This is a genomic window from Mesorhizobium delmotii (genome assembly GCF_900149755.1).
Lineage (GTDB): Bacteria > Pseudomonadota > Alphaproteobacteria > Rhizobiales > Rhizobiaceae > Mesorhizobium > Mesorhizobium delmotii.
Genome location: NZ_FUIG01000013.1, coordinates 937,919 through 963,585, shown reverse-complemented (window position 1 = coordinate 963,585; position 25,667 = coordinate 937,919). Strand labels below are relative to the sequence as shown.

21 protein-coding genes and 2 pseudogenes are annotated in these 25,667 nt (G+C 61.2%); 5 read left to right on the top strand and 18 right to left on the bottom strand.

Annotation, left to right across the window (positions count from 1 at the left end):
- The first annotated feature begins 107 nt into the window (after positions 1-107).
- Both BQ8482_RS06145 and lpxD read left to right on the top strand, forming a co-directional pair.
- On the top strand, positions 108-878 hold the full coding sequence (locus BQ8482_RS06145) for a DUF3313 domain-containing protein (protein WP_165848435.1): 771 nt from the start codon (positions 108-110) through the stop codon (positions 876-878).
- 51 nt (positions 879-929) lie between these two features.
- A complete protein-coding gene (gene lpxD, locus BQ8482_RS06140; protein WP_123146668.1) occupies positions 930-2,081 on the top strand; it encodes a UDP-3-O-(3-hydroxymyristoyl)glucosamine N-acyltransferase in 1,152 nt (383 codons plus the stop codon).
- A 249-nt stretch (positions 2,082-2,330) separates the two neighbouring features.
- Here lpxD and BQ8482_RS06135 read toward each other — a convergent pair whose 3' ends face one another.
- A complete protein-coding gene (locus BQ8482_RS06135) occupies positions 2,331-3,566 on the bottom strand; it encodes an SAM-dependent methyltransferase (protein ID WP_123146667.1) in 1,236 nt (411 codons plus the stop codon).
- A gap of 175 nt (positions 3,567-3,741) precedes the next feature.
- Here BQ8482_RS06135 and BQ8482_RS40000 point away from each other — a divergent pair, with 175 nt between their 5' ends.
- A complete protein-coding gene (locus tag BQ8482_RS40000; protein WP_280178798.1) occupies positions 3,742-3,867 on the top strand; it encodes a hypothetical protein in 126 nt (41 codons plus the stop codon).
- 176 nt (positions 3,868-4,043) lie between these two features.
- Here the strand turns inward: BQ8482_RS40000 and BQ8482_RS06130 are convergent.
- The 13 genes and pseudogenes from BQ8482_RS06130 to BQ8482_RS06070 all read right to left on the bottom strand — a co-directional run bounded on the left by BQ8482_RS06130 (position 4,044) and on the right by BQ8482_RS06070 (position 19,312).
- Positions 4,044-5,548: pseudogene (locus BQ8482_RS06130) on the bottom strand (CoA-acylating methylmalonate-semialdehyde dehydrogenase).
- Between the two features lie 72 nt (positions 5,549-5,620).
- A pseudogene (gene iolB / locus BQ8482_RS06125) lies at positions 5,621-6,380 on the bottom strand (5-deoxy-glucuronate isomerase).
- A gap of 49 nt (positions 6,381-6,429) precedes the next feature.
- Positions 6,430-8,268, bottom strand: coding sequence for a 3D-(3,5/4)-trihydroxycyclohexane-1,2-dione acylhydrolase (decyclizing) (iolD, locus tag BQ8482_RS06120; protein ID WP_123146666.1), 1,839 nt, complete (start codon positions 8,266-8,268; stop codon positions 6,430-6,432).
- Positions 8,265-10,175 carry a bifunctional 5-dehydro-2-deoxygluconokinase/5-dehydro-2-deoxyphosphogluconate aldolase gene (locus BQ8482_RS06115; RefSeq protein WP_123146665.1) on the bottom strand — a complete coding sequence of 637 codons (1,911 nt, stop codon included), beginning with the start codon at positions 10,173-10,175 and terminating at the stop codon, positions 8,265-8,267. The genes iolD and BQ8482_RS06115 overlap by 4 nt, the downstream gene beginning before the upstream one ends.
- A 19-nt stretch (positions 10,176-10,194) precedes the next feature.
- Entirely contained in the window at positions 10,195-11,121 is a 927-nt protein-coding gene (locus BQ8482_RS06110; protein WP_123146664.1) for a TIM barrel protein, read from the bottom strand.
- A 10-nt stretch (positions 11,122-11,131) separates the two neighbouring features.
- Complete coding sequence (locus tag BQ8482_RS06105; RefSeq protein ID WP_123146663.1) at positions 11,132-12,073, bottom strand: sugar phosphate isomerase/epimerase family protein; 942 nt, start codon at positions 12,071-12,073, stop codon at positions 11,132-11,134.
- A 57-nt stretch (positions 12,074-12,130) separates the two neighbouring features.
- Positions 12,131-13,306, bottom strand: coding sequence for a Gfo/Idh/MocA family protein (locus tag BQ8482_RS06100; protein ID WP_123146662.1), 1,176 nt, complete (start codon positions 13,304-13,306; stop codon positions 12,131-12,133).
- Entirely contained in the window at positions 13,303-14,361 is a 1,059-nt protein-coding gene (locus tag BQ8482_RS06095) for a Gfo/Idh/MocA family protein (protein WP_123146661.1), read from the bottom strand. Before BQ8482_RS06095 ends, BQ8482_RS06100 begins: the two co-directional genes overlap by 4 nt.
- Positions 14,358-15,263 (bottom strand): sugar phosphate isomerase/epimerase family protein, encoded by a 906-nt coding sequence (locus BQ8482_RS06090; protein WP_123146660.1) that lies wholly within the window; start codon positions 15,261-15,263, stop codon positions 14,358-14,360. The genes BQ8482_RS06095 and BQ8482_RS06090 overlap by 4 nt, the downstream gene beginning before the upstream one ends.
- Positions 15,264-15,349: 86 nt before the next feature.
- On the bottom strand, positions 15,350-16,171 hold the full coding sequence (locus BQ8482_RS06085; RefSeq protein WP_123146659.1) for an ATP-binding cassette domain-containing protein: 822 nt from the start codon (positions 16,169-16,171) through the stop codon (positions 15,350-15,352).
- A 3-nt stretch (positions 16,172-16,174) separates the two neighbouring features.
- Positions 16,175-17,173 (bottom strand): ABC transporter permease, encoded by a 999-nt coding sequence (locus BQ8482_RS06080; protein WP_123146658.1) that lies wholly within the window; start codon positions 17,171-17,173, stop codon positions 16,175-16,177.
- A gap of 4 nt (positions 17,174-17,177) precedes the next feature.
- Positions 17,178-18,218 carry an ABC transporter permease gene (locus BQ8482_RS06075; RefSeq protein ID WP_425294080.1) on the bottom strand — a complete coding sequence of 347 codons (1,041 nt, stop codon included), beginning with the start codon at positions 18,216-18,218 and terminating at the stop codon, positions 17,178-17,180.
- Between the two features lie 116 nt (positions 18,219-18,334).
- The gene (locus tag BQ8482_RS06070; protein ID WP_165848434.1) at positions 18,335-19,312 is read right to left on the bottom strand and encodes a sugar ABC transporter substrate-binding protein; all 978 of its coding nucleotides are present in this window, start codon (positions 19,310-19,312) and stop codon (positions 18,335-18,337) included.
- A 157-nt stretch (positions 19,313-19,469) separates the two neighbouring features.
- On the opposite strand from BQ8482_RS06070, the gene BQ8482_RS06065 reads away from it, so the two are divergent.
- Entirely contained in the window at positions 19,470-20,504 is a 1,035-nt protein-coding gene (locus BQ8482_RS06065) for a LacI family DNA-binding transcriptional regulator (RefSeq protein WP_123146656.1), read from the top strand.
- A gap of 493 nt (positions 20,505-20,997) precedes the next feature.
- Here BQ8482_RS06065 and BQ8482_RS06060 read toward each other — a convergent pair whose 3' ends face one another.
- Complete coding sequence (locus BQ8482_RS06060; protein ID WP_123146655.1) at positions 20,998-21,510, bottom strand: OmpA family protein; 513 nt, start codon at positions 21,508-21,510, stop codon at positions 20,998-21,000.
- A 10-nt stretch (positions 21,511-21,520) separates the two neighbouring features.
- Complete coding sequence (locus BQ8482_RS06055) at positions 21,521-22,180, bottom strand: L,D-transpeptidase (RefSeq protein ID WP_077380658.1); 660 nt, start codon at positions 22,178-22,180, stop codon at positions 21,521-21,523.
- A 259-nt stretch (positions 22,181-22,439) separates the two neighbouring features.
- Here BQ8482_RS06055 and BQ8482_RS06050 point away from each other — a divergent pair, with 259 nt between their 5' ends.
- On the top strand, positions 22,440-23,516 hold the full coding sequence (locus BQ8482_RS06050) for an aminopeptidase (protein ID WP_244602627.1): 1,077 nt from the start codon (positions 22,440-22,442) through the stop codon (positions 23,514-23,516).
- A 231-nt stretch (positions 23,517-23,747) separates the two neighbouring features.
- On the opposite strand, the gene BQ8482_RS06045 is transcribed toward BQ8482_RS06050, so the two are convergent.
- A complete protein-coding gene (locus BQ8482_RS06045; RefSeq protein WP_123146654.1) occupies positions 23,748-23,981 on the bottom strand; it encodes a hypothetical protein in 234 nt (77 codons plus the stop codon).
- 258 nt (positions 23,982-24,239) lie between these two features.
- Positions 24,240-25,319, bottom strand: coding sequence for a mechanosensitive ion channel family protein (locus tag BQ8482_RS06040; protein ID WP_123146653.1), 1,080 nt, complete (start codon positions 25,317-25,319; stop codon positions 24,240-24,242).
- Between the last annotated feature and the right edge of the window lie 348 nt (positions 25,320-25,667).

Genomic DNA, 25,667 nt, shown 5'->3' with positions numbered 1-25,667 from the left:
TGCCAAATTCCCGTACAAACCAGGCTGCCGGTCGACCGCAGCATCGATCGATCGGTTTCGCGCTTCTGTCGTCCGTGCTCGTATCGGCAGTTGCCGGATGCACCTCGGTGCCGCTCCAACCTGCCAATTCGCTGGCCTCCTATGACGGTCTTACCAAGGTCGATGGGCGAATAAGGAAGGCAGAGTACAAGGCCGTCCCCGAGGATCTCAAAGTAAGCAAGACAGTGTACATTGAGCCTACCGTGGTTTCGCCCACCGCTGCGCAATCCACCATAAAGCCTGCCGATCAGGCCTTGGTGGCGACAGTGGTCAGCCGCGCACTCTGCGTTGGCGTCAGCGATCGTTTCGTAGTCACAGGCGACAGAGAAAACGCCGATCTGATCGTTCACGCGACGGTCACCCGGATTGTGCCCACCAACGCCACAGCCGCCGGCCTGTCGACCGCGGCGTCAATCGGAGCCTCGTTCGCGGCCTCATCAGTTCCCGTGCCGAGAATTCCGCTGGGACTGGGCGGGCTTGCCGTCGAGGCCGAGGCGACCACCCGGGACGGGAAACAGGCGGGCGCGATGGTGTGGTCGAAGGGCGCAAATTTCGTGACCACAGGCGCGCGGATGTCGAAGATCGGTGACGCCTACTCTCTGGCGGAGAGTTTCGGAAGTGACTTCTCCAAGATGCTTGTCACGGGCAAAACACCGTTCAAGTTTGGCTTCCCGAAGTTTCCGTCTTATCAGAAGCTGAAATCCGGACTCGGCGGCAAACCCAAATATCAGGCTTGCGAAAGGTTCGGCCGGGCGCCCGGACTGAAGGACTTCGCAGGGTCACAGCTCGGTTTGCCGCCCTCGTGGACCGACAAGCCAGTTCGACCGCAGAGCCAGTAGAATTTGTATCGACCAACCCCCATAGCCGGAAATCCGGACAGCGTCGTCCGCATGCGGACCCGCGGTAAGTCGGTCGGCCTGCTCTCCCCTGCCCCCCGACAGGCCGACCGACACACTGATGAATGGCAAATCCAACCGACCCAATCCTCCCATCAACCGAGCCTGACCGTGTCACCGATTTCTCAGCCGAGCGGATTAGCTTTAGCCGAACTCGTGGAAGAGGCCGGAGTGCCACTGCCGGCATCTGCCGATCCAAGCATGCTTCTGCAGAGTGGGGCGAGCCTCGAGATGGCACAGTCATGGCACATCGCCTACATTGATCACGCCCGTTACGCGAACGCCTTGCGCACCACCAAGGCCGGCGCTTGCTTTGTCACAGAGCGCTTCGCCCATATGGTGCCGCCCGGCACCGTTCCCATTACCGTACGGGATCCCCGCCTGGTTTTTGCCAAGGTGCTTGCCCGGCTACACCCCGAGGCGTTGCGAGCCGCACCGCTTTTGGGTAGTACCAATGTCAGCGAGGGATGTTTTGTGCATGCATCGGCGCAGATCGGAGCCGGCGTCGTGCTCGATCCTGGCGTTGTTATCGGAGAGCGGGTATTTATCGGAGCCGGCACCACAATCGGTGCCCATGTGGTGCTGGGTCCAGACGTGGTCATCGGCTGGGATTGCTCCATCGGCCCCAGCGTCACCATCGCCCATTCCAACATGGGCGATCGGTCGATCGTTCATGCGGGAGCCCGCATAGGCCAGGATGGTTTTGGCTTTGCGATGAGCGTTTCAGGACTCGTGAAGGTGCCGCAACTTGGCCGCGTCACAATCGGAAACGACGTCGAGATCGGAGCCAACAGCACTGTCGATCGCGGCAGCGGGGGCAATACCGTCATTGGAGACGGGACGAAGATCGATAATCTCGTTCAGATTGCCCACAACGTGCGGATTGGACGCCATTGCGTGATCACTGCTCAGGTCGGGATCGCGGGCTCGACCGTGCTGGAGGACTGCGTTGCGGTGGGCGGCCATAGCGCCATTGCCGGCCATCTGCACATCGGCCGGGGCGCTCAACTAGCCGCGGCCTCGCGGTTCATGAGAGACGTACCGGCAGGCGAACGCTGGGGCGGAATGCCCGCCAGACCACTGCGAGAATGGTTCCGCGAACAAACAACCCTGAAGAAACTGGCGAAGCATCGCCCTGGGGCCTGACTCTGTAGCCATGCTCGAAGTTAACTTCGCTGTCGGCGAGGTCCGTTTTCAGGCGGTGGCTACGAGATCCTGAACGGCCGATATTAGGCGCAAAGCTGTCATTCGTGGCCGACCGCTTTGATCTGCGGACTTGTCGATTGGTTGCACTGGCGCTTCCGTCGAACGAAGATTGACCGGCGGGATGATGGCATCCGAGTCCTGCAGGGCGAGCTAACCAGCGGACCGGGCCCACTGGTGTGGATAGCGAAACTACGCACTCGTCTGCATCGAGCTCAGTAGGCGTCGCTCTTCTTCGACAATATAATCGCGGATGACTGGGACATCGTCACGGCGAGTTGAGATCAGTATCTGGAAGACAAAATTTGAACCGTTTAGGAAGCCGAGTTCGGCCGAGGCCAGATAGAAATCCCACATACGGCAGAAGCGTTCGCCCATCATGGCGATTGCCTCCTCGCGCCTGGCCTCATAACCGAGACGCCAATCGTGGATCGTCCAGTAATAGTGCAGCCGCAAATTTTCACAGTCGGCGCACCAGATCCCCGTGCGCTCCAATGAGGCAAACACCTCTGACAAAGCCGGCACATACCCACCTGGAAAGATATACTTGCGGATGAACGGCGCCGTCGTACCAGGCGGTGACATGCGTCCGATCGCATGAACCAATGCGAAGCCGCCCTCCTTCAACAATCTACTAATGATCGTGAAATAGCTGTCGAAATGAACGACGCCCACGTGCTCCATCATTCCGATCGAGACAACACGGTCGAACTGTCCGCTGACCTCGCGATAGTCGACCTCGCGAAAATCGATCTGATGAGCGACCCCGGCCTCGATCGCTCGAAGCCGAGACGCCGCCAATTGCTCCGTCGAAACGTTGATCGCCGTGACCTTCACGTCGCAATACTTGGCGAGATAGATGGCGAGAGCGCCCCAGCCTGAGCCGATTTCCATCACATGCATGCCCGGCTCTAGCTTGAGCTTCGCGGCAATGTGGCGATGCTTGTCCATCTGCGCTTGCTGCAGACTGTTGTCCGGTGCCGTGTAATAGGCGCACGAATAGGTCATTGTCTCGTCGAGCCATAGCTCATAAAATTTCGTCGGGATGTCGTAGTGATGCTGAACGTTTTTGGCGGCGAGACCGAGCTTGTTGTTCTGCTGGCGCCGGCGCAACGCACGCCAGACTTTCCGCAACGCCTTCTGAACAGGGTGGGCTGCCAACCCAGTGCGGTTGACGGAAAAAAGTGACAAGAGGTCAAATGCTTTGCCACCGTTCTCGATCACCAAGCGGCCATCCATGTAGGCTTCGGCCGCCCTCAGTTCCGGATTGAAGAAGATCTCGCGTTCGACCGCTTTGTCAGTTAGGCGGATCGTCACGTCGGGCCCATCCTGTCCACTGCCGAAGGCTTGCCTGAAACCGTCCTCGAATATGACAGTCAGGCGCCCGTTTTTTACAAAACGGGAGAGCAGATTTGGCAGCAGACGCATTGTGGCTCGTTTCTCCTCACTTGCCCCGTAAGTATGACTACCCGGTGTCGGTACATCAATACCGATCTGGGGGCGGAGAGGGACCGGACTTCAGAAGTCTCCTCCCAATGCCGAAGTAGCGACTCATCCGGGCAGCCTGCCCGCGATCAGAAATGTCTGCTTCTGGCGCAATAAGATGTCCAGGGTGGTCGCCGGCAGCGTCTGCTATCCGGCAATCGCAAAGATCGCCTCAATGGCGGACATCGGGCGCAGAGCTGCCGTTCGCATCAAGCATGGCGTGCAGCGCGGTTCAGGCGTTTGATAGCGCCAGATCGAGGGCCTGCGGCAGATTCAGTCGACAGATACTGGTCTGCCAAACAATGGATTTCCATACTCAGACAGGGCCCGAGGAAGCACCGGTCCGTTCAACAAAATGGGACCGCCCATTTCGGGCGGCCCCATTTGTATTTCGACTGACCCGACGGGGAGCAGCAATCCTCATCCCATGGTCGGCATGACGAATTCAGTCTCCGCGCGCATACCAGTAGGCCAGCGTGTGGTGATGGTCTTGAGGCGGGTGTAGAAGCGCATCCCTTCCGGTCCGTGCATGTGGTGGTCACCGAAGAGCGAGGCTTTCCAGCCGCCGAAGGAGTGGAACGCCATCGGCACCGGAATCGGAACGTTGACACCGACCATGCCGACCTCAATGTCGTGCGCAAAGGCGCGAGCCGCATCGCCGTCGCGCGTGAAGAGCGCGACGCCGTTGCCGTATTCGTGCTTGGCGACCATGTCGATCGCAGCGTTGTAATTCGCAGCGCGCGCCACCGACAGAACCGGCCCGAAGATCTCTTCCTTCCAGATCGTCATATCGGTGGTGACGCCGTCAAAAACAGCGAACCGCCGATGAAGTAGCCGTTTTCGTAACCTTGCCGGTCGATGCGAAAATCACGCCCGTCGACGACAAGGTCGGCGCCTTCCGCTACCCCTTGATCGACGTAGCCGCGCACCTTGGCCAGATGCTGGGCAGTAACGAGCGGACCCATCTCGGACGAGCGATCGGCCGCCGGGCCGATTTTAAGCGCCTTGATTTTCGGCACGAGGCGTTCGATCAGCGCGTCGGCGGTCTTCTTGCCCACGGGGACCGCTACGGAGATCGCCATGGAGCGCTCGCCGGCCGAGCCGTAGGCGGCGCCCATCAGCGCGCTAACCGCCATGTCGAGATCGGCGTCGGGCATGATTACCATATGGTTCTTGGCGCCGCCCAGCGCCTGTACGCGCTTTCCGTGCGCCGTGCCGGTCGAATAGATGTAGCGCGCGATCGGAGTTGAGCCGACGAAGCTGACGGCCTTGACATCGGGATGGGTCAGGAGTGCGTCGACTGCCTCCTTGTCGCCGTTCACGACGTTGAACACGCCTTTGGGCAGCCCGGCCTCGCTGAGCAGTTCGGCAATCAGCAGTGACGCCGAAGGGTCGCGTTCCGACGGCTTGAGCACGAAGGTGTTGCCGCAGGCGAGCGCCACCGGGAACATCCACATCGGCACCATGACCGGGAAGTTGAACGGCGTGATGCCCACGACAACGCCGAGAGGCTGGCGCAGCGAATGGCTATCGACATTGGTCCCGACATTCTCGGTGATCTCGCCTTTGAGAAGGTGCGGCGCGCCAACAGCGAATTCAACGACTTCGAGGCCACGCGTCACTTCGCCAAGAGCATCGTCATGGGTCTTGCCATGTTCGGATGAAATCAACTCGGCCAGACGGTCCGCGTTATCCTGCAGCAGGAACTTGAAACGGTCCAAGATGCGGGCACGCCGCAATGGCGGGGTCTTGCGCCAACCGGGGAATGCCGCCTTCGCGTCGGCAACAATGGTCGCCACTTCTTCTGTCGAGGCAAGTGGCACCCTTTTCTCGGCGATGCCAGTCGCGGGGTTGAAGACGTCGGCAAACCGGCGCGAGCGACCGGGGATCGATTGCCCGCCAAAATAATGCGTGAGATCGGTCATGGATGTTTCCTCCTTGTTTGACGGTTGCATCGGTCGCATTACGACTCGCGAACTAAATTGGAGGCGGAGCAGTCACGAATCCCGGTTTATGATCCACTCAACGTTTGGGTCGGGGACGAAGCGCCACTTGCGCAGGGGGCCGGCCATCACGTTGAGGTAGTACATCTCGAAGCCGTAAGGCGCGCCGCAAGGGTGGTGGCCGCGCGGGACCAGCACGACATCCCCATCAGCCACAGCCATTGTCTCGTCGAGGGTGCCATCGTCGGTATAGACGCGCTGGATGCCGAAGCCCTGGTCGGGATTCAGGCGGTGGTAGTAGGTTTCCTCGAGATAGGTAATGCGGGGGTAGTCATCCTCGTCATGCCGATGGCTGGGATAGCTCGACCAGTGTCCGGCCGGCGTGAACACTTCGGTCACAAGAAGCGAGTCGCAGTAGTCTTCGTTCTCCATGGCTATGTTGTTGACATAGCGGGTGTTTGTGCCCTTGCCGCGCTCTGTCAGTGTGATCCCCTGCGGCCCGATGCGGCGTGCCGCGTGGCCTCCCTTTCCAGGAGCGGAGCAGACCGCGAGCGTGCAGGCGGTTTCGGCAACAGCTTCCCAGTCGGTGCCATCCGGCAGATAAAGGCAATGCGGCGGCGTCCTATCGAACACGTCCATGCGCTCACCGAGCACACCCCAGTCCTGGCCAGCACCGGCAACGCCGTCGCCTCGGCGGCGCACCCTCCGGGACGCAAGCGGTAGAGCGAGAATCCCACATCCCGCCAGCCTGCTGATTGCGGCGTGATCTGATGCACCCATGCGTGCCAAACGGTTTGCGCAGCAGATCGCCCATGTCTCACTCCTTGCTTTCCGTCGTTCGGGTGGCGGAGAGTCCCGCCGTTTCAATCGTATGCGCGCTGTTTCGCGGCGTTGGCGTTGTATCGGTCGCGCGCTTTCTCCAGACGCTCGGGACCTCCAGCCTGCGGAACGGCCACATCCCACCAATGGCCACCCACCTCAACGCTGGGCACGGCGTCCGTATCGATCACGATCACACTCGGGACATCGCGGTCGCGCGCGGCCAAAATCTTAGCTTCAAGGTCGGCGATGTTCGCCGCCTTGTCGGCATGCGCCCCCATCGACGCCGCATGCGCGACGAAATCTATTTCCGGCTGAATTTCGACATTCGAGTCCTTGTACATGTTGTTGAACTCGGCCCCGCCGCATTCGATCTGCAGCCGGTTGATGCAACCGTAGCCGCGGTTGTCGGTCAGCACGACCGTATAGGGCACACGGCGCATGACCGCCGTAGCGAGCTCCGAGTTCGCCATCATGTAGCTGCCATCGCCAACAAAGCAGATCACTTCCTTCTCCGGTGCGGCGAGCTTGATGCCCATCGCGCCCGCGACCTCGTAGCCCATGCATGAATAGCCGTATTCCATGTGGTAGCCGCCCTTGGCAGCCTGCCAGAGCACCTGCAGCGCACCTGGCATGGTGCCCGCCGCACACATCACGACCGTCTTTTCGGTAGCCACACGCTGCACCGCGCCGATCACCTGCGCGTCGGTCGGCAAGCGATTGGCCAATGGGCCTTCGGGCGCGGCAGTCGCCTCGGCAACTGCGGCGTGCCAGTCAAGCCGCGACTTCGGATCAAAGGCCGAGAATCTGGTTTCACCGAGCGCGGCGGAGATCTTCTTGAGCGTGACGCGAGCATCACCCACGACACCTACCGCGCCGTGCTTGTTGGCGTCATAGCCGTGAAGATTGATCGAGACGATCCGACGCGCAGGGTTCTTGAAAAGCGCCCAGGAGCCGGTCGTGAAGTCCTGAAAGCGCGTTCCAACGCCGATCACCAGATCCGCAGCCTCGCAGAGCGCGTTGGCGCAGGCCGAGCCGGTCACGCCGGGTGAGCCGAAGTTCATTGCGTGTGAGGCGGCACTCGCCCCTTTGCCCGCCTGAGTCTCTACAAAAGGAATGCCATGCTTCTCGGCAAAAGCGGCAAGCATCTCCTCCGCCTCCGAGTAGAGCACGCCTCCACCCGAAACCAGCACCGGGTTCCTCGCAGCCCTGATGAGCCCCACGACCTCCGCCACCTCGACCGAATCGGGTTCAGGGCGTCGGATGCGCCAGATCGTTTGCTCGAAAAAGCTTTCGGGATAATCGAACGGCTCAGCCTGCACATCCTGGCAAAAGGCGAGCGTAACCGGCCCACAATTCGCCGGATCCGTCATCGTGCGCAACGCGCGCGGCAGGGCTGTCAAAAGATGCTCCGGCCGGGCGATCCGGTCAAAGTAACGTGAAACGGGCCGGAAACAGTCGTTCGCGCTGACCGTCCCGTCGTCGAAGTCCTCGATCTGCTGCAGCACCGGATCAGGCCGACGGTTTGCGAACACGTCGCCTGGAATGAACAGCACCGGAAGGCGATTCACGTGGGCGAGTGCGGCCGCCGTTACCATATTTGTCGCCCCGGGTCCGATGGACGAGGTCACGGCTTGTGCCCGCTTGCGCCGCTTCGTCTTGGCATAGGCGATCGCGGCGTGCGCCATCGTCTGTTCGTTCTGGCCCCGCCAGGTGGGCAAGGCATCCCTGATCCCGTGCAGTGCTTCCCCGATTCCGGCCACATTGCCATGCCCGAAGATCGCCCACACCCCCTCGATGAAGCGCTCACCCTCTTCCGTCATCTGCACGCTCAACCAGCGCACCATGGCCTGGGCGGCCGTCAGTCTGATCGTCCCTTTCATGCCGCTTTCTCCCGCGCGTTCGACCGCGCTCTGTCCCAGATCCTGCAAAGCCGCGCGTAGCGCCGCGCCATCTCGGCCACTGCTTCCGCATCGTTCGTCTGGCCCATCATCCAGGCTCGGGCCACGTCGCCAAAGATGGTCCGCCCAACAGCAAAGCCTTTGACGAGGTCGAAGCCGGCCGCCACCTGGAAACTTGCCGCAAGCTCGGCTTCGGGCGCATCGAGTCCAAGCACGACTATGCCGCGCGTATAACGATCGCATGTTTCGATCGCGGCGCAGGCCTTGGCCCATGCCTCACGCGTTGCCATCGGTTCCAGCTTCCACCAATCGGGGTAAATACCGGCCTCGTAGAACTGCCGGATCAAGATGGCCGTAGTCTCGTCATCGACCGGAGCTACTTTGGAAGGAATGATCTCCAGCAAGAATTCCAGCCCGTTGCGGCGCGACGCCTCGAAGAGACGCTTGACGGTTGCTTCCTGATCGGCCCGCAAGGCTTCGTCGTCATCGGGATGGCAGAAGCACAAAACCTTGGCGACGTTCTCCTTGGCCCACTCGCTTAAACCGCCGCAGTCGCTGCCCAGTTCCGGCTCTAGCGCCAGCGGGCGCGACCCCGGCAACTCGCAGGGCCGCCCGATCCACAAGCCAGTGCCGGAGGCGGCATGCAGCGCGGCCCGACCGATCCGGTTGTCGCACAGAATGCCGTAGCCTGGCCGGCCGGCCTGCACCTCGAGCGCGGCCCTGAGGCAGAGCTCCTTGAACGCACCGCCCCTTTCGAGCGTGTAGCCCTCCATCTGCTCGAGTTGCATGCGATGGTCGAAGGCGAAGACACGGCATTCGGACCAGTCACCATGGCGGTTCATCGACCAGTGGATCTGCTCCAGCGCCGGATCGTGACGCAGCGCGGGTGTTTGGATGCCGCGCCGAAGAAAAAACTCGAGCTCTATGAGCGACGGGTAAGCCGGCGTGCAACCATGGCGGCTGACCGCGAAGGCGCCGCATGCATTGGCATATTTCAGCGCCGTTGGCCAGCCGGCATCCTCCAACCATCCCTTCAGCAAGCCGGAGAAGAAGCCGTCACCCGCTCCCAGCACGTTGAACACCTCGATCGGGAAGCCGGGACCGGTCTGGCCGTCATCGAGGCTGTCGGGAAGCGCGCCTTCGAATGCCACCGCACCCCTGGCGCCGCGCTTGCAGACCAAGGTCGCGTTTGAAACCTTCCGAACCGCGCGCAAGGCCTCCAGCGTGTCGGTCGAGCCGCCCGCGATATGGAACTCCTCCTCGGTTCCGACGATCAGGTCGAAGAGGTTGAGCGTTGACTGCAGCTTGGCGGTCACCGCCGCGCTTTCCACAAAGCGGCTTTCACCTTCGCCATGACCCGCGACACCCCACAGGTTCGGCCGGTAGTCGATGTCGAGGGCGGTGCGCGCGCCGTGCTTGCGGGCGAGCCTGAGCGCCTTGAGAACCGCGGCCTCGGTACGCGGATGACTCAGATGGGTACCCGTCGCAACGACCGCGCGGGCGGAGGCGATGTAGTCCTCCTCGATATCTTCCTCGCTGAGCGCCATGTCCGCGCAATTTTCGCGGTAGAAGATCAGCGGGAACTGTTCCTGGTCGCGGATCCCCAGCAACACCAGAGCTGTCAGGCGCTCAGGGTCGGTCTTGACCCCGCGGACATCCACACCCTCCCGCTGGAGCTGCTCGCGGATGAAGCGGCCCATATGCTCGTCGCCCACCCGGGTGATCAGGCCCGATTTCAACCCGAGCCGGGCCGCGCCACAGGCGATATTGGTCGGCGACCCGCCGATATATTTGTTGAACGAGCCCATGTCCTCGAGCCGTCCGCCGATCTGGGCCCCATAGAGATCGACCGAGGACCGGCCAATGGTGATTACGTCGAGGGTTTTCATCTGAAATCTCCTTGCCCGGTCAGAAACCGGCGCGCGCCAGAAAGGTCCGGCTGGCCGCCAGATCATCGAGGATCGAGCCGGCGTTGCGCGGGTCGCGTTCTTGTTCGACGGTGATGTAGCCGCCATAGCCAAGCCCGCCGAGCAACGAGCGGATGGCCGGATAATCGATCCACCCGCGCCCGATCGGGCACATCACCCCCTTGGCGCAGGCATCGAAGAAGCGGATCCGCTCGCCCATCACCTGGTCGAACACGCTGGCATCGATGTCCTTGAAGTGGATGTAGTCGACTCGATCCCAATAGCGCCGCAGCGTCGTGGCCGGATCCATGCCGGAATAGGCCATATGCCCGGTATCAAGGCACAGGCCCGCCACATCGGCGGGAATGTCGCGGACGATCCGCTCCAACTCATCGGCGAATTCGATATAGCCGCCGGCATGAGGATGGATCGTCGCCCGCACGCCGTATCTGTCGCGGGCGAGTTCGGCGACGGCGCGGATATTCTCGACCATACCCGCCCAATCGGCATCGTCGAGGCGTGGTGCCTGGGTCGAATGACCCGCCGCGTAGTCGCGTTCGTCATGGCCCCAATCCATCACCGTTAGGTAAGGCGCCACAAAGCGCTGACCCGGATGGGTTTTCGGTGTAGGCAAGCGGGTGATCAGCGCGCAGATTTCGTCGGTCTGGCGCAAGAGGTTGTCGCGGTTGCCGGGGCTCACCAGGTCATCGAAAATGGGGCCGGCGACGATCTTCAGTCCGCGTTTGTCCAGAGCCTCGGACATAAGGCCGAGATCCAGTGGCAGGTAGCCGTATGGGCCGAGTTCCAGCCCGCCGAAACCAGCCGCGGCAACCTCGTCCAGCACCTTTTCCCAATGGGGCAAATGGGGGTTCTTCACGTCATCGACGCCCCAGCAGCAGGGGGCCGTGGTAATGGTGATCGGGTTCACTCGGCCACCCTCAACGGCTGATGGTGGCCTGCAATGCGTCGATGGAGGATTGGATTCCCGCCTCCGTCGACATGGTGAAATCTTCCATCTCGAGGCTGACCCAGTCGTTGTAGCCGACCATCCGCACGACCGAGAAGAATTCCTTCCACCATTGCAAATCGTGCCCCGCGCCCACGGCGACGTAGTTCCAGGCGCGGTTGGCGACGTCGGTGACTTCCTTCAGTTCCAGCAGGCCGTTCACGTCGGCAAGGCCGCGCTCGATACGTGTATCCTTGCCGTGACAGTGGTGTATGGCGTCGCCCAAGGCGCGCGCGCTGGCGATCGGGTCGGCCCCTTTCCAGAACAGGTGGGATGGGTCGAGATTCATGCCGACTTTCAGGCCGACCGCGTTCCGCAGACGGAACAGGGTTTCGGGATTCCACACCAGCATGGCCGAGAAATTTTCCAGCGCGAATTTCTCGACGCCGACCTCATCAGCCAACTCCACAAGCCCATGCCAGTAGGGCAAGGCACAGCCTTCCCACTGGTAGCGGTCACGCTCGGGCATCTCGTCCGGCCAGCTCTTGGTATAGACAAGCCAATTCGGCACGGAGTCGCCGGGTGCCGCCGCTGGAAGGCCGGACATGGTGACGATCTTCTTCACACCGATTTCGCCCGCGAGGCGGATGGTCTGTTCGATCTCCTTGCGGTGCCGTTCGCCCAGGGCGCCGGGATCGAGCGGATTGCCCGAGCAGTTGAGCGCGGAGATCTCGAGACCGCGGGCTGCGAGCTCCTTCAGCTTGGACTCCAGCAGGCCCTTGTCGGACAGGAGCTCGTCAGCGCGGAAATGGGGCGCGCGCGACCAGCCTCCGCCGGTCATCTCGACCCCCTCGACGCCAAGCGCCAGGCATTTGTCGAGCATCTCCGTGAAGGAAAGATTGCCCATAACATCGGTGCAGATCGATAGTTTCATATTGTCTCTGTCCAAAAAAGGGGGGCGCACCAAAGTGCGCCCCAGGTGGGGAGGAACTTATTGGAAGTCGACCCAGGCGGAACCTGCATCCGCCGAGCGCACGCAGTTCTCCAGCCAGCGCACGCCCTCGGTGCCGGCCTTAATGCCGGGGTAGTGGTGGGTTTTCAGGAAGGCGTCATTGCCGCGCCGCTTCGCGTCGATGGCCTGGGCGATCCACAGGTAGATGTTCGACCAGCTGTCGCCGAGCCCTTCGGTGTGCAGCGCGCCCATGCGGTCGAACGCAAGGCTCTCCTCTTCGAGATAGGGCATGCCGTGATGCAGGATGCTGTTCGGCTCGCCCTGCACGTCATAAAGCAACTGGTCGGGATGGCTGTCGGACCATTCCACGCTGGCCTTGGAGCCGACGAAGCGGTAGCGCTGCGATCCCATGTTGCCCGCGTCCACCGAAGACACCCAGAGACGGCCGCGCGCGCCGTTGTCGTAGTGCATGAGCACGGTGGCATGGTCCTCAAGCGGCGCACGGCTCGGGATGAACGCCTTGCGATCGCACAACAGCTTTTCGATCTTCAGGTGCGGCAGCACGATTTCGGACAGGTAGTAGAGATGCGTGCCGATATCGCCGAGAACGAAAGTCGCACCAGCGGTCGCGGGATTGGTGCGCCACTTCACGGCTTCCGGCGCGCCCACGTCGTCACCCGCATTGAAACCATGACTGTATTGCAGGTCCACGATACGGATCTCGCCGAGCACGCCCTTGGCAACCATCGCCGCCATCTGATGCACCAGCGGGTGACCGGTGAAACCGTAGGTCACTCCGACGATCAGTCCCTTCTTCTCAGCGAGCGCGGCAACTTCCTCGCACTCGGCTACAGTGAAGAAGAGCGGCTTTTCGCAGATGACATGCAGCCCGGCTTCCAGGCAGGCCTTGGTGATCTCGAAATGCGTGAAATTGGGCGTGGCGACCGTCACCGCCTCCACGCCGTCCTCGCGCTTGGCTTCCGCCGCGATGAGCCCTTTGTAGTCCGGATACAGTCGTTCGGCGTCGAGGCCGAGTTTCACGCCGAAGTCCTTGCCGCGCTCGAAGTCGAGGTCGAAGGCCCCGCAGACCATTTTGTAGGCAGTGTTGTCGCGTAGTGCGCCCGTGCGGTGCTTATAGCCCACCTGGCCGGTGCGCCCGCCGCCCACCATGCCCCAGCGCAGGGGCCGCGAAATGGTTCTCTCTCCGTTGATCATGACCCTGCTCTTGTGAAGGGGGCGCCAAACTGCTCCGCAGCGAGTACCGCCGGAATTTCGTAGAGCCTGGGTTTTTCAATCATACTGATACGTTCGAGGCCGCCGCTCGCAACGGCGCGCAAGGCAGCATCTGCAGTCAGGGTGGCGGCGTAGCCGTCCCATGCGGAAGGGCCGGTGGCAGTCCCTGCCGCCGCCGCCGCGATCCACTCGCGGAACTCCTGGTCGTAGGCCTCAATGAAACGCTCGCGCCAGTCCTCGGGGATCGCCTGCCGGATCCCGTGCGCGTCGGAAATGACCGTCGCGGGTCGGTTTGGCAGCGCGGCGACCCCCAGTTCGCAGCTGACTTCGCCGCGGATGTCGTAGCCGTATGCGATGTTGACCGAGATCTCGACGTCGACGATCGCGCCGGATCCCATGTGCAGGAGAACCAGATGGGGGTCGCGCAGCTCCTCGTTCTGGCGCGACCGGCGCGGCAGCCGAACCTCTACCCCGGTGATCTCGTCCGAAAGGAGCCAACGCGAGATGTCAGCGTCATGCACCAGCGTGTCGTTGAGCGGCATCTCGGAGGTATAGAGGCCAGCCGGCACCGAGGCGTTGCGGTGGACCGAATGGTACATCAGAGGGGCGCCGAGGGTCCCGCCGTTGATCACCGCCTTGAGCCGCCGGTAGTCGGCATCGAAACGGCGCATAAAACCGACCTGCACCAGGCGCCGGCCGCTGGCGATCTCGGCCTCGATGACTCGCAGCGCGGCGGCCTCCGACGTCACCATCGGCTTCTCGCAGAACACCGGCTTGCCCGCGGCGATGCAGGCGAGGAGTTGCTCCTCGTGCGCCGGGCCCCAAGAGCAGATGACGATCGCCTGAACCTTGTCGGACTGGATGAGGGCTCGTGGCGTGTCGAAGACCTCAGCTCCATCCGGCACTGCGGCTTCGGCACGCCCGCGGTCGATGTCGGTTGCCGCGACTATCTTCACTCCGGAAAGTACTTGGGTCAGACGGCGGATATGATCCCTTCCGATCATCCCCGTTCCGATGACTCCGACGGAGAGGGTCATTTCGGCCCCCAATACTTGTCGATGTAGCGCTGCATTTCGGCCCGCATGAAGATGCCGGACTCGTCGGCTTTTTCCTCCCAGGCGAAAACGCAGGCGGTCATGATGCCGTCGAAGCCGATCTCGGCCAGCGTGCGGAAGAAATCGTCCCACGGCACTTCGCCCTGGCCGATGTTGAGATGCTGGTGTACACGCGCGGCGCTTCCCGGCGGGTTGACGATGTAGCGCAGCCCCGAGGACGCCTTGTGGTTGAAGGTGTCGCCAACATGCACATGCGCCAGCACGTCGGCGCATTCGCGAAGCATCGCCGCCGTGTCGTCGCCGAAATAGAAAGTGTGCGGTGAGCAGTAGAGGAACTTCACCCGCGGGCTGTTTACCGTGCGGATGATGTCGACGGAGGGCTGCAGCGTCTCCACCCAGTCCTCGGGGTGGGGCTCGATGTGCAGGTTGATGCTCTCCTTCTCCAAGATCGGCACAAGTTCTTCGATCGAGCGCCACCAGGCATCTTCGCATGCCTCGATCATGCTGCCGGTGTGGCAGCAGTAGCAGGTGCCCTTATCGGGATGGGGGCCGCGGCCGAATTCTGAGTTCATCGTGTCGACGCCCATCTCGACCGCGATCTCGATGGCGCGCTTCCAGTGGCGTACGGCCGCGCGGCGCTCGTCCTCGTCGTTCGAGGCCCACCGGTACATCGGAAGAAGGCTGGCGATACCGACATTCGCGTCGCGCAGCGCCTTCTTGAAGCTTTTGATGCGATCGGGAAATACGCGTGGTGCCTTGAACCATTCAAGGAAGTCGCCGCGTGGGCTGAGTTCGATCCACTCGTAGCCGAGCTCCGCCACCTTGGACGGCAGCGCCTCGAGCGACAGGTGGCGGTGCATAAATGGGTCGAGAGCAATCTTCATCGCGCCTCTCCGAGTCTGGTGTTGAAGGAAGCCGGCCCGTGCGCGCATCGCGGACGGAACTGCGAGGCTTCCGGCTGGCTGGACGTTCAGTGCGCGGGCGGCGGGCGCCCGTCGTGGGCCTCCATGTAACCTTCGATTGTGGCTTCGAGATCGGCCATCGTCTCGCCACCCGCCATCAGGTCGGTGATCTCCTCGCGGGTCTTCTCCCCCTTGCGGAAATCGGCAGCGACGGCGCCGCGGATTAGCACTGCGAAATGATCACCCACGGCCATCGCATGCATGACCTGGTGGGTGATGAAGATCACGGCCAGCCCCCGCCGCTTGGCTTCGTTGACGATGCGCAAGACGTGGGCAGCCTGCTTGACGCCGAGCGCCGCGGTCGGCTCGTCGAGGATCAGGACCCGAGCCCCAAAATGCACCGCGCGCGCGATGGCGAGCGACTGCCGTTCGCCGCCCGACAGGCCGCCGACAAGCCGGTCACCATCGTCTATCCGAGTAATGCCGAAATCCTGAACCGCCTTGACGGCGATCTCGTTCGCCGTCTTGCGGTCGAAGATCTTGAACGGCCCCCAGCCCTTGGTCGGTTCGACGCCGACGAAGAAGCTGCGGCCAATGCTCATCAGCGGAAAGGTGCCACCGAATTGATGCACGGTAGCGATGCCCCGGTCCGCAGCATCCTTTGGTCGATAGAAGGCGACTTCCTCGCCGTCCATGAAGATTTGGCCGCGTGTCGGTTTGTGGACGCCGGCGAGCGTCTTGATCAGTGTCGATTTGCCGGCGCCATTGTCGCCAAGGAGGCAGAGCACTTCACCTCGATGCACCTTGAGCGAGATCTCATGCAGGACGTCGATCGGACCGAAGGACTTGTCGACCTTACGCAGTTCCAGAACGGGGATCTTGTCGGACATGTCTTAAGCCCTCGCCTTTTTCTTGGGAGCATGGCGCATCGCCAGATTCCGGAAGCTTTCGTTCATCGCCACGGCGATCAGCAGCATCACGCCGATGATCAGATTCGACCAATTGCGATCGAGGTCAGTGAAATAGATGCCCTGGCTGACGACCGCGAAGGTCAAGGTGCCGAAGAAGATGCCGAGGACAGAGCCGAACCCGCCGGTCAGCAGCACGCCGCCCACGACGACGCTGACGATCGCGTTGAAGATGAAGCTCATGCCGCCCGACACCTGTGCTGAGTTGAAGAGGATCGCCTGGCACATGCCAACAAAAGACGCGCTGGTGGCGGAAAGGATGAAGAGAGCAAACGTCATTTTGCGCACCGGTATGCCGGCATTGCGCGCACTCTCTTTGTCCCCACCCATGGCGAACAGCCAATTGCCGTAGCGGGTATGGTGGACGACCAAAGCCAAGGCTGCGGTAATCCCGATCCACCAGAGTATGATGACCTGATGACTGCCGCCGATCAGCTGGCCGAAAACGAACTTTGCCCAGTCAGGCGCAATCAGGGAGACGCTGGCATTGCCGGTCAGAAGCACCGAGCCGGCAAGCACGATGCCCTGCATCGCGACCAGCGTGCCAAGAGTGATGATGAGCGACGGAACTGAAGTTCGCACCGTCAGCAGGCCGTTGACCAGCCCGACGACGACACCTAGTCCGAGTGCCCCCGCCATTCCGATCCAAATTGGCAGTCCGTAGTAGCCCGACAGCAGTGCGATAGCCATCGAGCCCGCCGGGATCATCGCGCCGACGGAGATGTCAAGCTCGCCAGCGATCATCAGCAGCCCGACTGGGATCGCCACGATACCGAGATTGGCTGCAAAGTTTACCCAGCTCGCCGCGCCGGCGAGGCTGCCTATGCTCACAGATCCGAAGATCACGAAGAATGCGATGACACAAATGAGGCTGAGTACCGCCCCAGCCTCCGGGCGACGAAAGAACATGCCGATTGCGTTCATCTCTTCACCCCTTCTTCTTTGCGACGTAGTTGAGCGCCATCGCGCGGAAGCTGTCGTTGGTTAGGACAGCGATCAGCAGCAGCGCGCCGATGATGACCGAGCCGATGTTCGGATCGATACCGGTGAAGTAGATGCCCTGGTTGACGATCGCGAAGGTCAGGGTGCCGAAGACGATGCCGATCACCGACCCGAAACCACCGGTCAGGAGCACGCCCCCAATCACGACGCACATGATCGAATTGAAGATGAAGGACTGTCCGGCAAGCACCTGCGCGCTCTGGTAGACCAGCAGTTGGCTGACGCCCACGAAGGCCGCCGAAAAGCCCGACAGCATGAAAAGTCCGATGGTCAGCCTGTTGGTGGGGATGCCAGCGTTGCGAGCGCTGGTCTTGTCACCGCCGAGGGCAAAGATCCAGTTGCCGATGGGGGACAGGTGCAGCAGAAAAATGAGCAGCACGATGAAAAGGACCCACCAGAAGATCGTGACCTGAAACATGCCGCCAATGAACTGACCCAACAGCAGCTTGGTCGTGGGGCTCGGGACCATGAAGACCCCTGTGCTGCCGGCGATCATGACCGTCAGGCCTAAGGTAAGGCCCATGACGCCAAACATCGTTCCGATGGTAATGATGAGCGATGGTATGGACGTGCGCGTCACTAAAAAGCCGTTCACGAAGCCTACGGCGAGGCCAACACCCAGACCTGCAAAGATGCCAATGAGTTCGGGGGCTTGATAGACCCCCGACACGATGGCCACGGTCAGCGAGGACGCGGGTATCACCGCGCCCACCGAGATGTCGAGTTCGCCCGCGATCATTAAGATGCCGACAGGCAGGGCAACGATACCGATCTCGGCGGCGATGTTCAGCCAGCTGGCAAAGCCAGCCGGGCTGACAAACTGCGCGCCGCCGAACATGGCAAAAAAGACGAATACCGTGATGAGACCGAGGAAGGTGCCCGCTTCGGGGCGCCGCGCCAGCCGTCCCAACGCCGCAGAGAAGTCGGCCGAAGCCGCCGCGGACGCCGCAGTCTCATTGGAATGCATTGTCATAGCTTTGCACCAACCGTTCGCGCGGCTCTTCAAGCGCCGCTCGGATCGTGAGAGATACTGCAGCCCCTCCCTTCAGGGATGGGCTGCATCGACTACGGCAGGAGTGGCTCTTACCGAGTACCCGCCGCGACACCGGCCAACGTTGCATCCACGTTGGCCGAGTCCACGATCCCTGGACCGGTCAGGATTTCGCGCGTCGGGACACTGAGGCCGTAGTTCACGCGGCCGTTCAGGATCGACACGGCGAGGTAGCCCTGAAGATAGCCCTGCTGGTCGATCGCGCAGGCCTGCGTCCCGGTCTTGATGTTGTTGAGGATGGACTCGTCGAAGTTCATCCCGCAGACCTTCACCTGCCCAGCCTTCCCGGATTGGGAGATGCCGCTGACGGCCGAGTTCGCATCGACGTTGCCGATGGCGAAAACAGCATTGATCTCGGGGTGCTGGAGCAGGTGAGCGCGAAGCGCTTGTGCAACCGCCGTTGCGGAACCGAAGGAGGTCGCCGGCAACGGAAGAACCGAACCCTCACCGCCGACGCTCTTGATGCCGTCCACGAAACCCGAGCAAAACGCTTCGATGTTGGCAGCGCCCGGCAGTGTATTTAGGCAAACGCCATTCTTGTTCCCGCCCTTGCCGAGATATTCTCCGCCCGCGAAGCCGCCCTTGTAGTCGTCCGAGCCGACGTAATTCATCGCGCCCAGACGGTCGGCCGCCTTCAGGCCGCCCGCGTTGTAAATAACGAGCGGGATTTTCGCATCGACCACAGCCTTGAAGGCCGGATCCATCGCTTCAGGCACCCAATTCGGACCGACGATTGCGTCCGCACCCTGATCAATGGCCTGACGGATGAGTTCGGCGGCGTCAACACCAAGATTGTCATAGTTCTGAGGGCCGAGCCAGGTAACGGAACCGCCCTGTGCCTTGACGACAAGGCCGGCATCTTCGGCGCCGCGCTTCACGATTGACCAGAACGGATCGTCGGGTTTGCCACCCACCACGAATATTTTTGCACCCTCGGCCGCCGCGGCATTTGCCCCAATCGCGAGCGCAACAGCGATTAGGCTCGGCTTGAGCCATTTCTTCAGTGTCATGTCTGTCTCCTCCCGTGCCCCGCCCCGTTGGCAGGCATCTACGCATCCGCATTGATACCGAATGCTTGATCATTATGGAACACTGCAATAGAGTTCTGTGTGTCGATTGTTTCATTTCGTCTCTGTCATGATGAAACAATAGCTGAAGGAGACGAAGATGCGCCGACCGACCATTGCCGATCTAGCGGAAGCAGCGGGCGTCTCGGTGTCGACCGTAAACCGGATCCTCGGCGGCACTTTGCCGGTGAAGGGAACAACCATGCAGCGCGTGCAGAGCGCGGCAGAACGGATCGGATTCTACGGTATCGGTGCGATCGAGGATCGCTTGCGGAAGGCCTCTCCGAACTATCGCCTTGGTTTCCTGCTCCAGCAATCGACCCGTGAGCTCTATCAGCTGTTCAGCAAGAAAATCATCGAAGCCTGTCGCGGTCGCCGCGACGAGGTCGTAGATCCACTCATCGATTTCGTGGACCTTCTCACTCCCGACAATATCGCCGGTCGTCTCCTGGAACTCGGTAAGGAATGTGATGCGGTCGCCGTGATCGCGGCGGACCATCCCGTCATCGGGCAGGCGATCCGCACGCTGAGAGAACAGGGAACGTCGGTCGTGACCTATATTACCGATCAGTCGGCCCCGGAAAGAGCAGCCTATGTCGGAGCTGACAACTGGAAACTCGGGCGAACGGCGGCATGGCTCATCGCACAAATGACGTCCGGGCCGGGACGCGTCGCGGTGTTCATTGGCAACCATCGCTATCAATGCCAGGACGTCGCCGACGCCAGCATGCGCTCCTATCTTCGCGAACACGCCCCGCGGCTCGTCGTCGATGAGAGCCGGCCCACGCATGAGGAGCCCGAGGTGGCCTTCCGAATGGTCAGCGATCTCCTTCAGACAACCGATGACCTTGTGGGCATTCTTATTGTGGGAGGCGGAATTTCAGGAGTTTTGCGCGCACTCAGGCAAGCTCCCCCGGACCGGCGCAAGGGAATACGCCTTATATGCAGGGACATAGGCCCGGAGACGAGAAAAGGGCTTTCCGAAGGCCTAATCACCGCGGCTCTCTGCCACCCACTTGAGCCGATATCCAACCTGCTTGTCCAGACCATGATCGACGTTGTCAGCCAGGACGCCACCGGCGCAACGCTGCAACGGACGGTCCCCTTCGATATCGTGACTCCTGAAAACATCTGAACGTCCATTGCATGACGAAGGAAGATTCCTCTGATGGAATGACAACCACAAATGGCCTCATTGAGGAGAGCCAGTTCATACGCTCTAGCTGACGAACGGAAAGGATGCCGAGGGGCGAAATCTGCAGCGTGCGATCGAATTCGGACTTGCGCAGATGCTGACTGGAGAGCCGCCGATAAACTCGGATATGGGCGACTGGGCAGCCTTGTACGCGGCGATCGCGGCGACAGAGCGCTCTTCCTTGAGATGCGCCGCTGGTTTGAAAGCGGTCCTAAGCTGCACCTTCCGGTCAGGGCGGAAAGGAAAGCGCGCTTTGGCCTTGGGAGTCGACGATACGAAAGCCGCACGACGAAACCATCGTGCGCGCGCTTGAGCGACGTCCGCTTTCAGGCGGCGCCGCGCCCGGACTGAGCGTCGCATTTGGGGCGCAAAGCAGCCATGCCGCCGTCGCGTGTGAGACTCTGCTTCGGGTCACAAGCAGAACAGCAGCCCCCTACGGCTCGTCCCTCTCATCGCGCAAATTAGACACAACGCGGCGGTTCTGCGACCTGCAGGCGGTGTCGGGGCAGTCGCGGACGAGCCTGTCCTTGCCGTAGCCCTTGGCCCACATGCGGTTGCGGTCTATGCCGCCGGCGGCGAGGTAGTCCATCACCGCATCGGCGCGCTGCTGCGACAGCGCCGTTTCACTTGCGCCGGGATCGTCGGCGAAACCCTGCAGCTTGAGCAGCCAGCGCGGATGCTTTGCTAACCAAGCGATCTGGGTGTCGAGGGTGGCCTTGGCGACAGAATCGAGCGCGGCCGAACCTTGCGTGAAATAGGTGCGGCGGCCAACATTGAGGATAAAATCCTCCTCGCTACCCGGCTGCACGTTCTGGAAGCCGGCAACCTCGGTGTTGGTGATGTCGGGCGTGGAAGGGGCCAGCGTGTTGCTGGTCGAGCAGGATGCGGCCAGCACCAGCAGGCCGGCGGCGAGCAGCCGGCGCGTTTTTTCAATCATCCGGTTCATGAGGCGCCAATCATTCGACAGTGGTGGAAGCGGGCGCCTGGTCGGCGATGTGCGGCAGGACCTGCACCGCGGTGCCGATCGGGCAGCGCTGGTAGAGGTCGATGATGTCTTCCGGGAACATGCGGATGCAGCCGCTGGAAGCGTCGGTGCCGATGCTCCATGGCTCCAGCGTGCCATGCAGGCGGTAGCCGGTGTCGGCGCCGTTGCGGTGCAGATAGAGCGCGCGCGGCCCGAGCGGATTGTTGGACGCGCCGCCGGCGACCATGTGCGGTAGGTCCGGCTTGCGCTTACGCATTTCGGGGGGCGGGACCCATTGCGGCCACAGCGCGCGGCGGTCGATCGTCGCGCGGCCGTACCATTTGAAGCCGTCCTTGCCGACGCCGACGCCGTAGCGGATGGCGGTCTTGTTTTCCATGATGACGTAGAGGAAGTGGTGGCGGGTATCGACCACGACGGTGCCGACCGGCTCGCTGCTGAAATACTTGACGATCTGGCGATGCCATCTCTTGTCGATCTTGGCGAAGTTGGTCTTGCGATAGACAAAATTGTTGTCGCTGGCGGTACCGGCGAAAAAGGATTTTGCCGCCGCGGCTTGAGCAATATTGCTGGTTGCACCCACCGCGACCAGCGCCAGGCCGCCGAGCACGACACCCCTGCGTGATAAAACCATCGGCAATATTCCCCCCCCCATGCCAAAAGCCTGGCGGACCATAGTTGAGAATTACTTCGCCTCAAAGTGGAAAATGCTGCGTTGTTTCAGTCCGCCGTGCCCGGACATTCGGCATTTTGGCGGCGAGTGACCGAATTGTGACAAATCTTGCCGAGGACGAACGTCTAACCTAAACCCCATCCAGGATCTTAACCAAATTGGCGCGACTGTTTGGGACCGGGCGTAGTTGCGACGTTTGCCCTATCCGGACGTGTGAGCAATGCCGTGGGCAACCGTGATGCGTGTATTTTTTCGTTCGGTTGCTGCGATGATCGTGATGTCCGGCGTGGCAGGTTGCACCAGCATTTCCTACTACGCACAATCTTTGAAGGGTCACGTGGAGATCATGGCGGCGCGCCAGGATGTCGGAGAGCTGATCGACGATCCGTCGACCCCTGGGACATTGCGCGCTCGAATGGCATCGGCGAGCGCCATCCGACAGTTTGCGATAGATGAACTAGCGCTGCCGGACAACAATAGCTACCGCAGCTATGTTGACGTTGGTCCGGACGCGGTGACATGGGCCATCTTCGCCGCGTCGGAATTCTCGCTGACGCCACGAACATGGTGCTTTCCGGTGTTCGGATGCGTTCCGTACCGAGGATACTTCTCCAAAAGGTCTGCGATTGAAACCGCTGTCGAACTTCAGAGACAGGGCCTGGACGTCTATGTGACGGGCATCACTGCATATTCCACGCTCGGCTGGTCAAGTGACCCGCTGCTAAGTACGATGCTCAGCCAAGATGAAACGTATCTTGCAGGGCTAGTTTTCCACGAGCTGGCCCACCAACGCGTCTATGTGAAGGACGATTCCGCATTCAACGAGGCATTCGCTGTCGCCGTCGAAACAACCGGCGTGAGAAAATGGCTGCGCGCGGCTGGTGATACCGGCGAATTGCGCCGTTACAAAGCCGACCGAAAGCGCAGGACCGAATTTCTTGCGCTTATATCGCACACCCGGGACGAGCTAGCGCACGTCTATGACGACTCCAGTACCTCGGACCAGAAGCGAGCCGCAAAGACAGCCGCGATCGAACGGCTGCGGATGCGCTACCGAGAGATGCGCGACAGTCGCTGGCGTGGATACCGGGGATACGATGTCTGGTTCGATTCTCCGATCAACAACGCGAAGCTCGCCGCGACTTCCGTCTACGGCGATCGGGTGGCGACGTTTCTCCGCTTGTTCGATTTGTGTTCGGGCGACTATCCACGATTCTTCGCGTCGGTTCGACGGATAGGAGCGTTAGACAAATCTGACCGCGCCGAAGCGCTCAAGGCGGCAGATTCATGCGATTGAGCCGGTCAAATCCGAAGGCCAGAAGCGGCGAATCGGTCGCTGATGTACTCGGCAGCCGGCGCAGGTGATTGAATTGACCATTTGTCGGCCGATTTCCTAAGTACTTTGACGTCGGCGGGGCCGGAAGCCGCATGTCGGCCTACAGAAGCCAAAAGCGGACTTGCCTGAACTCCCCGCGGGATCTTGGACCACAATGATTGCCGGCGGGCCGTGGCGCCTCAGCGTGCGCCCCTACGAGGCCGAAAACCTCACGCCCACGCCGCGCTGCCGAAAATAAGCCTGCATCAGCTTGCGGCCCGAACGGTCGTTCTGTGCCAGCCTTGCCGGATCGAACACCGCCTGTTCTATCCCCTCTCGCGCCAGCGCTGCTTTGAGCGCCGCGATATGGGCGTCGATGTCGGCATTGTTCGCCCGGAGCGATGCATAGATGCTGTCGGTCGCCTCGGCCACGGTCGGCTCGCTCACGGGTCTACTCCTTTGGCTATTCGGGCGGCGGCTTAGCACAGATCAGCGGCTTCGCCGATACCGATAAGACGGCTAGATGTGGCGGCAACAGTGTTCCTTGGGGTCGGTTGTGAATCATGGGTTCCGCCTGAGTCGGAGATCGCAAGCCATGTCGACACTAACGAGTGAGGAGGATTGGACGCACACGTTCGAGTATCCGGGCTTGCCTGCCGCGACGCGGGCGGGGGATGGCTCCGCCCGGGCGTGGCCTGAGGAAGTTCACCTCAAATTGCTCTTCGGAAACAGCACGCGATCGGGTTTTGCATTCATTCGCGCCAGCATTTCCTTGATCAAGCGTGTTTTGGTGCGCCCCGCTTCCTTCGGCGGCACGAGGTAACGAACGATGGCCTCGAGCCAGGTGTTTTCACTGACGCGAAAATGAACCACTGGATGCTCCTTCACTTCGAGTTCGTCCACCGGCGTTTGCGACAGGATGTGCTTATAGACCTTCACCTTCTGGCTCATGATGTCGCCGATCTGCTCGTCAACGACCTCTCTCATGGTTTTCGCTACGAATTCCAGATCGCTTTCATAAGCGAGCTGGAACTTGATTTCGTTCCAGACATAGGGAAACAGCGGCCAGGAGTAGTTGAAGACCGGCGTGTCAAACACGGTGGAGTTCGGAAACTTGATGACGCGTCCGCTCGGATGATCGGTCCAAAGATGTTCGCCGCCGAATTCCCATAACGTCGTGTCGAGATAGCTGACATCAATGACATCGCCATGGGCATCGCCGATGCGAATGCGGTCGCCAACGCGATAAGGCGCCCTGGCCAGAATATAAATCCACGCGATGAAACTGGAGATCGGCATTTGCAGCGCAAAGCCGAGAATCAGCGAAATCAGGCCGAGTGAAACAACCGCAGTGTACCAGTTCACAAACAAGACTGAAATGGCCACGAAGACAATGGCGACGACGACGACTAATCGAAAAATACGTTGCAAGTTGAAGCGCGAAACACGACTGGGAATTCGGCCAATGAGAAAGACTTCGATAACATTCGCAACGGTCAGCATAACGAAAATGAGAAGGCCGCCCCTGACGTAGTTCAGCACGCGAACGCGCAAAGGCGCGTCAAGCCATTCTAAGCGCCAATTGATCAGGACTTGGATGCCAAAAAGCAGCAAGGCAGCGGCAGCGAAACCAACCGTCCACCAGACGTCTTCCTTGCGAAGGCTGAAGCGGAATTTTTCCTCGGGCTTTTTCGCCTTCTGTTCAATAGTTTTTGGATCAGCAGTCTGTTGCGCGGCCCGTTCGAGTCGGGAAAGGTTCTCCTGTTCCTTGGCGCGCGGTTCCATGGGTTCACCTCCCGATGTGGCCATCAACACCCAGCCAGTGCCTTCTCGTTCTTCGACGGCGGCATTCCGGCAACGACCCAATGTCAGTCGCTGACTGGCTCCTCGCCGGTCCCCGAAAGCTGGCCTTCATTCCGGCGGCCCCGTCCTTGGTGAAATAGGGCGGCAAGCACGTCGCCACCATATTCGGCAAATGCCTTATAGCCCGATCCGAAATTAAGTTGAGTTTGGCATCAGCAGCTTCCCGAGAGCCCACCGGTAGAGATCTCGACTGTTCATCGAGCGGCCGTTGGTTCGAATTCGCTCTTCCGGCGGGATCATGCCGGCGGATAGCCGCCAATCCATTGGATT

Bases quoted from the DNA above. Each gene is read 5' to 3' on its own strand.
- lpxD (WP_123146668.1), top strand. From the start codon at position 930: ATGCGGACCCGCGGTAAGTCGGTCGGCCTGCTCTCCCCTGCCCCCCGA.
- BQ8482_RS06135 (WP_123146667.1), bottom strand. From the start codon at position 3,566: ATGCGTCTGCTGCCAAATCTGCTCTCCCGTTTTGTAAAAAACGGGCGC.
- BQ8482_RS40000 (WP_280178798.1), top strand. From the start codon at position 3,742: ATGTCCAGGGTGGTCGCCGGCAGCGTCTGCTATCCGGCAATCGCAAAG.
- iolD (WP_123146666.1), bottom strand. From the start codon at position 8,268: ATGAAAGGGACGATCAGACTGACGGCCGCCCAGGCCATGGTGCGCTGG.
- BQ8482_RS06115 (WP_123146665.1), bottom strand. From the start codon at position 10,175: ATGAAAACCCTCGACGTAATCACCATTGGCCGGTCCTCGGTCGATCTC.
- BQ8482_RS06105 (WP_123146663.1), bottom strand. From the start codon at position 12,073: ATGAAACTATCGATCTGCACCGATGTTATGGGCAATCTTTCCTTCACG.
- BQ8482_RS06100 (WP_123146662.1), bottom strand. From the start codon at position 13,306: ATGATCAACGGAGAGAGAACCATTTCGCGGCCCCTGCGCTGGGGCATG.
- BQ8482_RS06095 (WP_123146661.1), bottom strand. From the start codon at position 14,361: ATGACCCTCTCCGTCGGAGTCATCGGAACGGGGATGATCGGAAGGGAT.
- BQ8482_RS06090 (WP_123146660.1), bottom strand. From the start codon at position 15,263: ATGAAGATTGCTCTCGACCCATTTATGCACCGCCACCTGTCGCTCGAG.
- BQ8482_RS06085 (WP_123146659.1), bottom strand. From the start codon at position 16,171: ATGTCCGACAAGATCCCCGTTCTGGAACTGCGTAAGGTCGACAAGTCC.
- BQ8482_RS06080 (WP_123146658.1), bottom strand. From the start codon at position 17,173: ATGAACGCAATCGGCATGTTCTTTCGTCGCCCGGAGGCTGGGGCGGTA.
- BQ8482_RS06075 (WP_425294080.1), bottom strand. From the start codon at position 18,218: ATGCATTCCAATGAGACTGCGGCGTCCGCGGCGGCTTCGGCCGACTTC.
- BQ8482_RS06070 (WP_165848434.1), bottom strand. From the start codon at position 19,312: ATGACACTGAAGAAATGGCTCAAGCCGAGCCTAATCGCTGTTGCGCTC.
- BQ8482_RS06065 (WP_123146656.1), top strand. From the start codon at position 19,470: ATGCGCCGACCGACCATTGCCGATCTAGCGGAAGCAGCGGGCGTCTCG.
- BQ8482_RS06060 (WP_123146655.1), bottom strand. From the start codon at position 21,510: ATGAACCGGATGATTGAAAAAACGCGCCGGCTGCTCGCCGCCGGCCTG.
- BQ8482_RS06055 (WP_077380658.1), bottom strand. From the start codon at position 22,180: ATGGTTTTATCACGCAGGGGTGTCGTGCTCGGCGGCCTGGCGCTGGTC.
- BQ8482_RS06050 (WP_244602627.1), top strand. From the start codon at position 22,440: ATGCCGTGGGCAACCGTGATGCGTGTATTTTTTCGTTCGGTTGCTGCG.
- BQ8482_RS06040 (WP_123146653.1), bottom strand. From the start codon at position 25,319: ATGGAACCGCGCGCCAAGGAACAGGAGAACCTTTCCCGACTCGAACGG.